The following is a 14192-nucleotide window of genomic DNA, read 5'->3' as shown; positions in this document are numbered from 1 at the left end:
CCGCTGGCTGTAATTCCTGTAATCGAACCATCGTTTCCGTTACAACTTTCATCGTTGATGGTCATTGCTGTTACATCAATTGCAATTGAGGAAGCAGAATTAATGGTATGTGGACCCGAAGTCGCTGTACAGCCATTTCCGTCGGTAACGGTTAAGGTATAAGTTCCATTAACAGCTCCTGTTAAGTCCGGCGTAGCACTCGCTGTTCCATTCCAATCGTAAGTCAAGGTTCCTGTTCCTCCACTAGCGGTAATTCCTGTAATCGAACCATCGTTTCCGTTACATGTTTCATCGTTAATGGTCATTGCTGAAGCGTCTATCGTAGGACCTGATGCATTTCCTATAGTAAAAGGACCAAGCGTTTCAGAACATCCTACCTCATCGCTGATCACCAAAGTATATGTTCCCGCAGTTGCACCAGTTAGGTCTGCAGAAGGAGTTGGATTTCCATTCCACTCATAGGTCAAGGTTCCAAATCCTCCGCCAGATGCCGTTATTCCAGTAATAGAACCATCATTTCCTGCACACGTTTCATCGCTTATTGTAGGAGGTGTACCGGCAACAATAATGTCTGGGGCAACCACTACAGTAACAGGAACCCTAAATGAATTCGGACAGGTCCCCACATAATAAGTTGTTGTAGAGTTCAGTACTGGGGTTGTCATAGAATTTCCACCAGCAATTGCAGAACCACCTGTATAAGTAGTATACCAAAACAAGGTTGGAGTTGGCGATAGATTTCCAGCAGTTGTTGCAGTTAAAGTGGTAGATTCTCCACTACAAATGGTGTCATTTTCCACCAAAATATCAAAAGCAATTGCAGGTCGATTCATCAAACCATCCGCTCCACCGGTTGCTCCGTTGACTGGAAAATCGGTCATAAAACCTGAATTGGTCACTCCAGAAAGTCCACCACTCACGTCTTGTTGTGGAGTTCCTGAGGTAAAAGCAATCATTCCACCAGCACCACCTCCACCAGGACCGTCAGCTATTTCTGAAGTCATGAATCCAAGTACACGGATTTGGTCTCCTCCTTTCCCCCCAATTGCTTCCAATTGCAGGGTTGCAGGTAGAGGGTTGATGTTGCGAATCACAACAGCGCCACCACCTCCAGCACCTCCGGCACCGTCATCACCCGATCGATTCCCCCATCCTGGAGAACTCGACCCACTTGCATCGCCACCATCTTGTCCGTTGGCAGAAATAAAACCATCTCCTGTTGTGTTTCCATAAACACTGATGAAAACGAAGCCACCTCCATTTCCACCATCTCCTCCTTCTCCATTGTTTTGGTGACCACCACCTCCACCACCTCCTAAAAAGGCGCGGTTAGCATCATAAGTTAACGGATGACCTCCAACACCACCAGAAATTCTCCTGTAATCACTATCCCAAAGGCTATTATGAGGACCTACTGTTAACGCATTTCTGTTTACTGAAGCATGAGAGTATCCCCCTCTACCTCCACCAGCAGAAGTTGGAATATTGGTAATCATTGCAGGATCTTCTAGGTTCCATGCAGGATCATAAACATTTCCTGGACCCCTATCGATTACTCCGTAACCATAGTAAGTTCCTTGTCCGACGTTAGCACCTCCACCACCACCGGCGTTGTGATAATTCGCACCACCACCACCATTGGCAATTGAACCGTAACAATATCTTGAGTATACAATATCATGGTCTATAAATCCACCGTAAATTCCTTCTCCTTTTTCCGCGCCTTCTGCATTACTAAACGACCCTAGAAAGCCTCTGTCTCCAACATTATTAATGGAGCCTGCAACAGGAGCGGCATCACCAGTTCCATCTGCCAATCCTCCACGAAAACCTAAAGAATCTGCAGAAATTCTTCCTGAACCTGTCACTGATAAATCTTCTTCTACCTCTATGGCAACTACTCCACCTACAGTACCATCCCATGCGATTGGAGTAATACTGGTGTTGTTGGGTACGGTTAAATTTCTAAACCTTGGAACGCGAATGACTTGCGGGTGATTGTTATCTGTGGTGAGGTAACTGTGCTGTAAGCCGCAGGTTAAATTGATGGTATTGGCCCCAGAAACAGACTGCACTTCTGCCAACTCATACAAACCTGTTGACTTGTAATTTGTTACAGAACCAAATTCAATAAAATCTGGTATATTCCCATTTGAAAAAAACGAATTTTGCACCGTATAAGTTCCTCCCCAGCCTGTAACGGTATAAACATTTAAATCTATGGAGATACCTTGCACTTGATAAATCATCACTAAGTCTCCGGCCTGCAGAGCACTTGAGAAATGAGCACCTGTCATTGTATTGTTACTTACCGTAATTGAAGTTGCACCAACATTTGCATCGGCAGTCAACTCGGTATAGGTATTTACTTGTTCGTTAAGGGCTGCAGCAGTATAGTCACCATCTTTTCCACGTTGGGAAAACCCGACGAAAGAGACCAAAATAAAAAGTAGTGCAATATTCAATTTATGCATCATAAGAGCAGTTGTTTTCTGTATTCGTGTTATAAGGACGTAAAATAAGCTTAAATGGTTGATTTTATTGTAAAATAAAATAGACTTTTTTTGACAGAATTCTATTCAAAGTAGGGTTTCAAAAACAATTTCAAATTCAAGCAAAATGTTCTTCATAAAAAGATTGAAGGTTCAAAAACGAAGAAAAACCTGTGCAAAAGGGAAAAGTTAGGTTAAACCTATCCTCGTGAAAAAAATAATTAATACATTAGATGGAGCAAGACCAACCTTAGCTAGAGCATTAATTCTATGAAGTACAAAAAGAAATTAAAAAAAGCGAGTTCAATTAAGAAAACGGGAATGGCTCCAGGAATGTTACTCTTTACAGGGGAGCGCAAAATGGAAACGCCCAACATTGAACTCATCACCTATAATAAAGAGTCTATTTCAGAATATAAATTTGACACCATAGAAGAAGCTTTGTCAAAGATGAGTACTACTCAAGAAATGAAATGGTTAAACATCGAGGGACTTCACGAAGTTGAGATTGTCAAGCAGATTGTAGACCATTTTAAGATGCACAAACTATCGGGAGAAGACATTTTGAGCATTGGTCAGCGACCAAAGTTTGACGACTATGACCATTACGAACATGTTGTTGCAAAAATGTTTCAAATCGAGGACAACAGCATCAACGATGAGCAAATCACCATTTTATTCAGCGACAATTATTTAATTACTTTTCAAGAAAAAGAAGGCGATGTCTTCAACAATGTTCGCACTCGGTTATTTGAAGGCAAGGGCAACATTCGCGGTCGTCAATCCGATTATTTAGCCTATGCCTTATTGGATTCAATTGTGGATCATTACTTTATCGCGGTAGAGCATTTTGCCAATGTCATCGAAGAATTTGAAATCGAGGTATTGGCCCATCCATCGGAGAAGTTGTTACCACGCCTCAACGACCTCCGGCAAGAAGCTGCCTATATGCGCCGTTCAGTTTTCCCATTGCGTGAGGCGGTCAACCAGTTTGAAAAGTCAGAAGCTCCATACATTCACAAAGAGACGAAGTTATTTATTCGCGATTTATACGACCACACCTTACAGGTGATCGAATCGATTACCGTTTTAAAGGAATCCGTAAATGGGTTATTGGACCTTTACATGAGTAGTTTATCCAATAAAATGAACAATGTTATGAAGGTTTTAACCATTGTTTCAACTATTTTCATTCCTTTGACGTTTATCGCGGGAATTTACGGGATGAATTTCATAAATATGCCCGAATTAGAATATAAATATGGCTATCTCTTCACCATGATTGGAATGGCTGTATTAACTTTGCTAATGATTATTTATTTCAAACGTAAAAAATGGCTTTAATACCAAACGAAAAACCCATCATAGGAAAGGATGACATTGCAGACCTTCCAGCGTTCAACTTAGAAGAAGTAGACGTAAAAATTGATTCAGGAGCTTACACTTCGACCATTCACTGTTCAGTGGTTGAAGAAAGTCCAGAGGGTTTACATGTGATATTTTTAGACGAAGAAGACAGTTCTTACACTGGAGAATCCATGTATTTCAAAAAATTTAAACAAAAGAAAGTCCGCAGTTCAAGTGGTGAAATGCAGAAGCGATATGTGATCGAAGGGGATATTATTCTTTTTGGAGAAAAGCATGCTACAGAATTTACCCTTTCTAAGCGGGACTTAATGAGATATCCTGTACTTTTGGGGCGTAAATTATTATCCCATCGCTTTTTAATCGATACAACTTTATCAAACGAATCATTCAAATTTAAAACAAGAAAAACTTAATGAAAATTGGAATTTTAAGCCGAAATGCAAATCTATATTCAACCCGTAGGCTTGTTGAATCATGTTTAAAACACGGTCATCAGGTGGAAGTGATTGATCATTTAAAATGTAATATTTTAATTGAGGAAGAGTTACCTCGGCTTTATTACGTTGATCATTATTTAGAAGGTTTTGATGCGATTATTCCTCGAATTGGAGCTTCCGTCACCTTTTATGGAACGGCAGTGGTTCGTCAATTTGAAATGATGGGTGTATTTTCTGCTGTAAAATCTAGAGGGTTGGCTGACTCACGAGACAAATTACGTTCACTTCAATTGCTTACAAAATCAGGAATTGGATTGCCAAAAACGGTATTCACCAATTACTCCAAAAACGTAGAAAGCATTATTGAATCCGCAGGTGGTGTTCCAATTGTCATCAAGTTATTAGAAGGAACACAAGGATTGGGTGTTGTATTGGCAGACACCAAAAAAGCGGCAACCTCAGTTTTAGAGGCCTTCAACGGACTAAAAGCACGTGTGATAGTTCAAGAATTTATTGAAGAATCTGGCGGGGCTGACATCAGGGCTTTTGTTGTGGATGGAAAAGTTGTTGGCGCAATGAAACGTCAAGGAAAACAAGGCGAATTCAGATCCAACCTTCACCGCGGAGGCACATCACAAATCATCGAACTATCTGAGGCCGAAGAACAAGCAGCAATTCGTTCTGCAAAAGCTTTAAACTTAGGTGTTGCAGGAGTTGACATGCTTCAATCGAGCCGTGGGCCCTTGGTATTAGAAGTAAATTCTTCGCCAGGACTAGAAGGAATAGAACATGCGACCAGATTAGACATTGCTGATGAAATAATAAAGTTTATCGAAAGAAATGCTAAACAATGAAAAAGCAAAAACCTTTTGAATTACTAGGAGAAACGATCGCACCCGGCAAAACAGCTCGAATAACATTAGAGGTGGCCAAGTTGCATACCAATACGCCAATTCAAATTCCAGTGATTGTGAGTCACGCTACCAAAGTTGGTCCTACCCTCTTGTTATTGGCAGGACTACATGGAGATGAGATCAATGGAATTGAAGCAGTGCGAAGAATAGTAAAAAAAGGATGGCACAAACCCAATCATGGAACAGTCATTTGTATTCCGGTATTTAACATTTTTGGTTTTTTAAATTTATCGCGTGAATTTCCAGACGGAAGAGACTTAAACAGAATGTTTCCAGGGACCAAAAATGGATCATTGGCCAGTCAATTCGCCTATATATTCATGAAGGATATTGCACCTTTAACAGACGTAGTCATCGATTTCCATACCGGATCTTCCCAAAGAAACAATTATCCACAAACCCGATGTGACTTTAACGACGAGGCATCCAAAGCACTTTGCAGGGTATTTGCTGCGCCATTTACAATTGACTCGTCTGTTATCGCAAAGTCCATACGAAGTGCAGTCACCAAACTGGGTAAGCAATACATCCTTTATGAAGGAGGAAAAGCCAACCGCATAGACAATTTTGCAGTAGAACAGGCTATTGACGGGACATTACGTGTTATGCAACATTTAGGCATTCGTTATTTTGATACCGAAATGCCAGATCAAAAGAGCTATACAATTAAGAAATCAAAATGGATTAGGGCCAGTAATTCTGGGGTCTTGAACCTTAGGATAAAAAACGGTCAATACGTAGATAAAGGAACTATTTTGGCTACTATTTCTGACCCCTACGGCAAGTTTGAGCGCTCGGTTAAGTCGCCCTTCAACGGAATGATATTCAATGTTAATGAAATGCCATTGGTGAATAAAGGAGATGCTTTATTCAACATTGGGAAACATGACAATCCGAATTCTACACTTTCGGTTTAAACGCCGTTAAAAAAGTCAGAAAAAAAGCATAGGGAATAATTCCTGCTTGAACTTCCAACATAGATTCAGGAAGTAGCGCGATAAAAAGTATGAACACAATTCCAAGTCGCCATGAACGAAAAGGATCAGGATTAAATTTGAACAGATTCGAAACGATGGTCATCAGTAAGAACAAACTTCCAAATACACCAATGGCAACATGGGAGTTCAGGAATTGATTATGACTATTGAGGTTCATTTGTGCAACGCCTGTATATCCTTTATCTAAGTTTCTTTGACGCAATTCATCTTTGATGTCACCTGTGCCCACACCAAACCAAAAATTCTCTTTGATTAAATCTACCGAAGCATCCCAAACGAAGAGGCGAGCAGTTGTACTTTCTGCACCCGTTTTATCATAACTCTCCAAAGGCTTAGACATCACTTCGAAGGTCTTTGAGATGCGTTGCACTGCGCTAGGCATTAAAGTATAAACCAAAATACCTCCACCGACAAACACAGCGGCAGCAATAGGAATTAACCACTTATTTTTGTGGGCTTTTATGAATTTAACCACTTCCCAAATCGAAATTACAGCCAATAAAAGGTAGCCCACTTTCGATTCTGACAAAACCACAAAAACAGCTATAAAAAGCGCTCCCAATAAATTAAGGAAAATCTTGATTCTATCTACTGCAACAATAGCCATTTTGAGCAAAAACAGATACGCCATCAAAAGGTAGACTGCCCAATATCCTCGGTGCATCATTTGAGAAAGGTTGGAGCCACGCATATAGTAAAATGCCCCAGAGTTGAGAAAAGCTTCCATCGACAATGCTACATTCACAAGAATAGAAGCAAAAGCACCAAAGACGAAACACTTCACAAAAGCAGGCCAACGCACCAAAGGTTGATACAGCAAAAAGAAAACAGGAAATATTGCAAGGGTCGCTTTCATACCTAAATCCATATTGGCAAAAGCCAAATTTTCGGTGTGAATTAGTCCAACTATATGCATAAAATAAAACAAGAAAAGCCATAATCCAGGATTCTTAAGACTCAATTGCTTTTTGATGTTTTCTTTACGGATCGGAGTTCTTCGAATGATTTGTTCAAGAATAATGATTAAAACGCCAAAACCCAACCATTTCGCATTGAGAGGAATAAGGAATGCCATAAGGTAAATTCCTAGTGGGCCTTCTTTCATTATTTGTTTGATTTTCTCCATCAGTAAATTCATTGCACAGGTAAAATTCTACCTGTATACAAAACGATAAGTAATAACACCTTCTTGTTTTTTTGGTGCTTTATTTGAGTAGTTAAAACGAGACATCAAGGCATATTCTCTAGAACGTTGTTTCATGCAAGCCGTTGCGTTTTGACTTTCTCCTTCAATTACAGTCGCACTGATTACATGTCCACCTTCATCGACAGAGATCGCCACTTTCACTACACCATTAACATTCCCACAGGTATATCCAGGATTACGCACATACCAATCATTATAATTTAAAGGATGGCGACCGGCCAAAGAATAAGAAACCATTGTTGCGCCACCTGCTGCTTTTTCACTTGCTTCCCCTCCACTAGAAGTATTTTGAACAGGATCTTTCTTCGGTTTTTTATCAACATCGGTTGACGTAGAAGGGTTTTTACTTTCCCTTTCCTCACGCTTCCTTCTGATTTCATCTTTAAGTTGTTGCTCAAATTGATTTTCAATCTGCTCTGGATTTCCACTTTGCGAATAAGAAGTGAATTTTATGTCCTTGCTTTGACTTTCCTCCCTGGTGTCGTTCTCATTCTTTACAAATGAGCTGACCTCTTCTTGTGGATTAAAAAGCTGTTGTTCTTGTGGAGTTTGAATTTGATCTGGTGTGATTTCTATATCATCTGGAGCTTCATCCATTACACTTTGGAAGTCCCAAGGTTCAAATAAAATAACTTCTTTATACGTCGCCACTTGAAAATAGATAAACAAGCCAACATGGACCAGCAAAGTAATTACTATTCCGTATTTATGGCGTTCAATAAAATCAAGCAATTTATCCATTCTAATTCTTTAACGAGATGAATTTACTTTTTGATACATCATAATAAACAATTGTTTGTCCTTTTACCAATTGAAACAAGTTTTTAGAGTGTTCATTAATTCTGTTGTACTCAGCATTAACAATGACCTCTCCATTGTTGTTGTATAGTCCAAAAAAGCCCCCACTTTTTACAAGTAAAAAATCATTGCTTATTCTTTTGATAGACTCATGAGCAATAGGGATGATTTCCTCATCGTTTACATTAATTACCCCAAAAAGGTCGTCTTTCTCAACAATAGCAGTTCCCTTAATGAAAGGATAAGCATAATCATATTTATAATCAATTTTTAGGCGAACGTCTTTATTTGCATACCCCCAACCTTTTCCTTTAGTCACAGGAATCAGTTCTCCAAAAGCACCAATTCCATCAAAGAGGGCTGGCAAAACACTTTTCCCCAGGCTGTCCATCATGGCGTATTTTTGACCTTTCTTGTAAACTACATGGTTATGCTCAAATTGTGCAAACTGCATATAATTAGCAAAAGGGATATATTTCATCGGAATAATCTCTTCACCTCTTCCGTTAATGTAACCGTATACCCCATCTTTCTCAATGATCGCTCTATTGTTATTCAATATTCCGATTTGATCGAAGCTTTCTTTGAATAAATATTCCCCGTTGCCATACATTAAGTTCATGCTGTCACGGAATTCATGTACAAAAATAGAATCTTTAAAATGCCTCAAATTTCCAGTTGAAACAGCACACACAAAACTACCATCCGTAGTAATGTATCCTTTTTGATTTCCTTTTTTCACCTCTGCTAATCCATTGATAAAAGAAAAAGCTTCATCGAAAACAGCAGAGAAAGCCAAAGAACCATCTAAGGTATAGAATTGATAACCTTCCTCTCCTTCCACATAAGTAAGTCCGTTCGAAAAACTTCCAATATCTTCGAATTTGGCTGGCAGGATAAAGTTTCCTGAGACATCGATTATTCCATACAAACCATCAACTTCGACAACTGCACGCGCTTGATCAAAGTCTAAAGCGTCATCAAATTGATAATCAATTAAAAGTTCACCATTTTTATTAATGTAACCATATTTCCCTTGTTTGGTTACCACTGCCAAACCATTTTTAAAAGGACCAGCGTATTCAAAATGAGGAGCAATCATAATGATTCCCTCTTCATCCATAAATCCATATTTCCCACTTTGAATAAACTGAAATAAATTTTGTCCAACCAACTGCAAGTCTTGTTGAATCAAATGTGGGAAAGGAAATTCGGTATAATCTTTTGCAAAACGCTCAATACTTTCTTTATTGTAATCTGAAATTGATAAACGGTAAAGACTTGTCCAGGCATCATCTACGAAGGGATTACTAGGAAAACGTTTAATGAATCTGTTGTAGGCTTGAATTGTATTGGCTTGGGTTTCGATGGAGAAAACTTGGAAATGTGCGTCCCTCACCAATGGATTACTAGGATATTTTCGAATAAACTCCATGTAACTTTCTGTCTTACTGGGTTCAATGGTCTCATCAAACTGTGCGCGGTACAACAGAGACTTTACTTCTTGCTCCCAATCGCTGTCCTCATAGTTTTTCAGATACTCTAAATAGATATGACTTGTGTTCTTCATTTTTGCAAGAGCAAAAGCCAGGGAATCTCTTTTCTTTTCTGCATTTTCAATATAATTAGACCAAGGATAGTTCGCTATAAAGTACTTATAGCCTTCCACTGTATTTGTCTTTACTGCTTTTTCATACCCTAAATCGCTAATTTGTTTTCTATGATTTATTGCGGTAGCAGCAGTAAAGTTTAATTGCTCTTCCCATTTCAATTGTTTTTTAGGTTTTGCTTCGTTGAAGGATTCTACAGAAAGCAATCCATAATGGTAGGCAGAATCTAAATTATGGAAAGGATTATCATTTCTAAAATAGATAAGGCTTAATCCATAAGCAGAAGGGGACTTATCTCTTTTCAAGGATTTCTCCAACTGCTTTTTTGCTTCAAAATAATTGTATTCATCAAGTGCTTCAAAACCTTTATTGACTTTACACGATCCCAAGACAAAGAAAGCGGAAGCGATCAGTGAATAAATAATATATTTTGTGTTAATCATATAACTTATTTGTAAAACAAAGATAAAAATAATAATCGCCAATACAGAGCAATAGCAAGATGAAACATCACACGATATTACTTCATTTTTTAAGATAAGGTGGGTGATTTTATGATTTTTTATCAGATCAAATGAAGAAAAGCAGGTAAATCACGAAGGTCACCACCACAATAGCGATAAGATTCAACACGAAACCATACCGAACCATTTCTCGGATATGGATCAAATTTGAAGAGTATACAATGGCGTTGGGGGGAGTTGCAACAGGCAACATAAAGGCACAACTAGCACTCAACGCTATTCCGGCAGAGATTCCTAAAAGAGGCAAATCCAATTCAACAGCAAACTTTCCAATCAATGGGATAATTAAACTTACCAAGGCTAAATTCGACATTAATTCAGTAGCAAAAAGGGCAACCGTAAACAAGACCAACAACAAGACAATGACAGGAAAAGTAGCCAGTGGTTTCATGACTTCAACGAGGAAATTAACAATATTGGCTTCAGCAAGGATAGCGGCCAATGCCATTCCACCTCCAAACAAAAACAATATACCCCAAGGCAATCGGTTTAGGTCTTCCCAAATCAATAGAGGTCTATTTTCGGTTGAAGGCAAAATAAAAAGCAGAATAGAACCTGACAAAGCAATAATGGTGTCATTGATTACAATAGGCAAATAATCATTTAGGAATGTACGGCTCATCCACAAAGTCACAACAACTAAAAACAAATACAGTACTCTTTTTTGGTTAGCATCTAGTTTTCTTGGTTCAATTTCTTCCATTTCAAATGAAGCGTTTTTAATGAAGAAATACTTCACCGTAAAAAAAGTCAAGACCAACATTACCAACATAAACGGAGTCCCGATTAAGAACCATTCAAAAAAGCTAATGGTCAAATCAAACTCTTGAGCTAAAATTCCTGCCATCTGAATATTAGGAGGCGTTCCAATGAGGGTTGCTGTTCCTCCAATATTAGCAGCAAATGCGATACTCAGCAGTAAACCCACTGAAAACAATCTTTTTTCTCGAAATCGAGGAATAGTTTGAATAACAGACATGGCGATGGGCAACATCATTAATGCCGTTGCTGTATTGCTAATCCACATGCTTAAAACAGCAGTCGAAAACATAAATCCACCCAAAATACGTTGTGGCGTTCGTCCAAACATTCTAATAATGGTCAAGGCGATTTGTTCGTGCAAATTCCATTTTTCAATACCTATGGCTAAAATAAAACCACCCAGAAATAAAAATATCATTTGATTCCCATACGATTGTGCAAGGATATCTGTTTGAATTAACTCAAAAGGGACTCCAACAGCAATAGGAAGCAAAGCAGTAACATATAAAGGAATAGGTTGAGTAATCCACCAATACACCATCCATAAAGCCAGTCCCAATGCAGAAGTATCAAAAGCATTTATTTCTAAAAGCCGAGCAGCAAAAAAGAGGACGACCCCTATAATGAAGTGTAAGTATTTCATTTACTTATTTTAATGTGTCCTTATCGAATCCCATAATGCTTCAAAAGAAAGGTCTAAGAACTCACTATCTGCAGATAATTTTGGATTCTTATGAATATATCCTATTGTATTGACCATTTGTGCAATAATTAACTCATGTATAAATTCTTTTGGTAGTGGTTTTATTAATCCTGCTTGTATTCCGCTTTCACTAAAGGAAAAATAAAGCGATCTCATTTCACTTTTAATTTGGTCATTTTCAAAATAATAACGGGAAGTTAAGTATTTTAAATAAAAGGCAAACATTTCTGAATTACTCAGCCACCAAGCAATGGTATTGAACCAAATCGTTCTTCCTTTTTCTTTTACCGACTTTCCATGGGCTTTCAATTTCAAACAAGCCTCATTGCTTTTCAGAACTTCATTCGCAATATAAAGAAAGCATTCATTAATAAATTCTTTTTTAGACTCAAACTCATCATAAAGCGCTCCTCTTTTCAAACTCGCATTCTTTTCAATTGACTTTTCGTCTAATTCAAAAGTAATTTGTTGGGCAATGGTAGTAATTCCACTGACAATTAGTTCTTTTTTTCTTAACTTCATTTTTTCAGTAATAGGGGTTCAAACTTAAGGAACAAAAATAAATATATTTGCCAATTACAGTGCTTTTACGCTCGATTTAACAAGCTTTTTGTCAAAATTAGAATTAAGATATTTGGAGTCTCTTCTCTCTTTATGATTGTGTCCTGACGAGAATTCTTCTATTTTTACGTTTTAAATAATCCATTCACATGAAATATATAGTTTTACTTTCACTCTTACTTACATTAAGTGCATGTTATAAAGGTAAAAGTGTGGACCTTATCATTCACAACGCAAAGATACATGTGATGAATGACCAATTGGAAATGTCTGAAGCCATTGCCATAAAAGACGGTAAAATTGTTGAAGTTGGTCCAGAAAGGCAAATTCTGAACAAATACACTGCAAAAACAATCATAAATGCACAAAACAAAGATGTTTTTCCTGGATTTCATGATGCTCACGGTCACATCATGTCTTTGGCCAAGCAGAAGTTAAATGCTGATTTAAGAGGCTCTCGTTCTTATTATGAAATGATTTCTAAACTTGAAAAGCACCAATCAAAAACAAAACAATCCATACTGATAGGTAGAGGATGGGATCAAAGCATATGGGGTGAGAAAATCATGCCCGACAATCAATTGCTGAATGAAACTTTTCCTGAAATACCAGTGGCTTTAACCCGAATCGATGGACATGCAATGTTGATTAATCAAGCCATGATGAATTATGTTGGCATCAATGATACCACCCAAGTTAAAGGTGGGGACTTTTTGAAAAAAGACGGTAAACTTTCAGGGATTTTATTGGATCATGCGCTAGATTTAGTCAACAATGCCATTCCCAAACCAAAAAAGGAAGATTTAAAAGCCGCTATTCTATCTATACAAAACGATTTATTAGCAGCAGGAATAACCCATGTTCATGAAGCGGGATTAAGTGCTGAAGAACGCGACTTATTTATTGAGTTGGCCGATAAAAATCAATTAGAGATTTATGTTTATGCCATGCTCTTCCCTACTCCAGAGAATATAGAATTTGCCAAAGAGAACGGATTTTACAAAAACAATCGCTTGTCCATTCGTAGTTTTAAAATTATCGCAGACGGTGCTTTAGGTTCCCATGGCGCTTGTATGATTGAACCATATTCAGATCTAACCAACACCCACGGTATGCTTTTAAAATCACCTTCTGAAATTCATGCGGTATTCACCGAGGCCAAAACGCTGAACTACCAAGTCAATAGTCACTGCATCGGAGACTCAGCAAACCGAACTGTTTTGAGGATGATCGATACCTTAATGCAGAAAACACCAGATCACCGTTGGAGAATTGAGCATGCCCAAATTATGCATCCAAGCGACTTTCAGTATTTCAATTCTACAGGGGTTATCCCTTCAGTGCAACCAACACACGCCACATCAGATCAGCGCTGGGCAGAACACCACATTGGGAAGGAACGTCTAGAAAAAGGAGCATACGCATACAACACTTTGCAAAAAGAATCAGGCATGATTTTATTCGGTACGGACTTTCCTATTGAGCATTACGACCCATTCGGAACTATACATGCTGCAGTGCAACGAAAAAACACAGAGAATGAACCTTTGAAAGGCTTCCTCAAAGATGAAGCGGTTGATCTAGCGACAACGCTAAAGGCCATGACATTATGGGCTGCATACGGCTGTTTTGAAGAAGGTCAGGTCGGTTCGCTCGAAAAAGGAAAACAAGCCAACATCGTTATTTTTGATCAGGCCGTAAAAAGTAGTGCTTCATTTTTACCCAATTATGCTTGGGTCTCCATTGTGGACGGTAAAATCGTTTTTGACATGCGTTAAAACCAAACATCTTTAGGTATATAAAGATAAAATCTTTAAT

Annotated in this window: 11 protein-coding genes; 5 read left to right on the top strand and 6 right to left on the bottom strand. The window is 38.4% G+C overall.

Annotated features, from left to right (window positions below; genetic code table 11):
* The coding region (locus ACN0U3_RS13045) for a hypothetical protein (protein WP_417266561.1) at positions 1 to 2477 on the bottom strand (2477 nt) is incomplete at its 3' end.
* Between the two features lie 285 nt (positions 2478 to 2762).
* On the opposite strand from ACN0U3_RS13045, the gene corA reads away from it, so the two are divergent.
* The 4 genes from corA to ACN0U3_RS13025 are packed head-to-tail and all read left to right on the top strand — an operon-like array spanning position 2763 to position 6128.
* Entirely contained in the window at positions 2763 to 3836 is a 1074-nt protein-coding gene (corA, locus tag ACN0U3_RS13040) for a magnesium/cobalt transporter CorA (protein ID WP_417266560.1), read from the top strand.
* Entirely contained in the window at positions 3827 to 4273 is a 447-nt protein-coding gene (locus ACN0U3_RS13035) for an ATP-dependent zinc protease (protein WP_417266559.1), read from the top strand. Before corA ends, ACN0U3_RS13035 begins: the two co-directional genes overlap by 10 nt.
* A complete protein-coding gene (rimK, locus tag ACN0U3_RS13030; protein ID WP_417266558.1) occupies positions 4273 to 5151 on the top strand; it encodes a 30S ribosomal protein S6--L-glutamate ligase in 879 nt (292 codons plus the stop codon). Before ACN0U3_RS13035 ends, rimK begins: the two co-directional genes overlap by 1 nt.
* Positions 5148 to 6128 carry a succinylglutamate desuccinylase/aspartoacylase family protein gene (locus ACN0U3_RS13025; protein WP_417266557.1) on the top strand — a complete coding sequence of 327 codons (981 nt, stop codon included), beginning with the start codon at positions 5148 to 5150 and terminating at the stop codon, positions 6126 to 6128. The genes rimK and ACN0U3_RS13025 overlap by 4 nt, the downstream gene beginning before the upstream one ends.
* Here the strand turns inward: ACN0U3_RS13025 and ACN0U3_RS13020 are convergent.
* The 5 genes from ACN0U3_RS13020 to ACN0U3_RS13000 all read right to left on the bottom strand — a co-directional run bounded on the left by ACN0U3_RS13020 (position 6112) and on the right by ACN0U3_RS13000 (position 12335).
* Positions 6112 to 7314 carry an O-antigen ligase family protein gene (locus ACN0U3_RS13020; RefSeq protein WP_417266556.1) on the bottom strand — a complete coding sequence of 401 codons (1203 nt, stop codon included), beginning with the start codon at positions 7312 to 7314 and terminating at the stop codon, positions 6112 to 6114. The two genes, ACN0U3_RS13025 and ACN0U3_RS13020, sit on opposite strands and share 17 nt — an antisense overlap.
* Before the next feature lie 48 nt (positions 7315 to 7362).
* Positions 7363 to 8157: a hypothetical protein gene (locus tag ACN0U3_RS13015; RefSeq protein WP_299201484.1), complete on the bottom strand. Its 795-nt coding sequence runs from the start codon at positions 8155 to 8157 to the stop codon at positions 7363 to 7365.
* A 1-nt stretch (position 8158) separates the two neighbouring features.
* Entirely contained in the window at positions 8159 to 10267 is a 2109-nt protein-coding gene (locus ACN0U3_RS13010) for a WG repeat-containing protein (RefSeq protein ID WP_417266555.1), read from the bottom strand.
* Positions 10268 to 10394: 127 nt separating this feature from the next.
* Complete coding sequence (locus ACN0U3_RS13005) at positions 10395 to 11753, bottom strand: SLC13 family permease (RefSeq protein WP_417266554.1); 1359 nt, start codon at positions 11751 to 11753, stop codon at positions 10395 to 10397.
* Between the two features lie 9 nt (positions 11754 to 11762).
* Entirely contained in the window at positions 11763 to 12335 is a 573-nt protein-coding gene (locus ACN0U3_RS13000) for a TetR/AcrR family transcriptional regulator (RefSeq protein WP_299201474.1), read from the bottom strand.
* Between the two features lie 188 nt (positions 12336 to 12523).
* On the opposite strand from ACN0U3_RS13000, the gene ACN0U3_RS12995 reads away from it, so the two are divergent.
* Complete coding sequence (locus tag ACN0U3_RS12995; protein WP_417266553.1) at positions 12524 to 14152, top strand: amidohydrolase; 1629 nt, start codon at positions 12524 to 12526, stop codon at positions 14150 to 14152.
* The last annotated feature ends 40 nt before the right edge of the window (positions 14153 to 14192 follow it).

This window comes from Brumimicrobium sp. (genome assembly GCF_048268645.1).
Taxonomy (GTDB): domain Bacteria; phylum Bacteroidota; class Bacteroidia; order Flavobacteriales_D; family Crocinitomicaceae; genus Brumimicrobium; species Brumimicrobium ulvae.
This window is presented reverse-complemented; position numbering and strand designations above follow the sequence as displayed.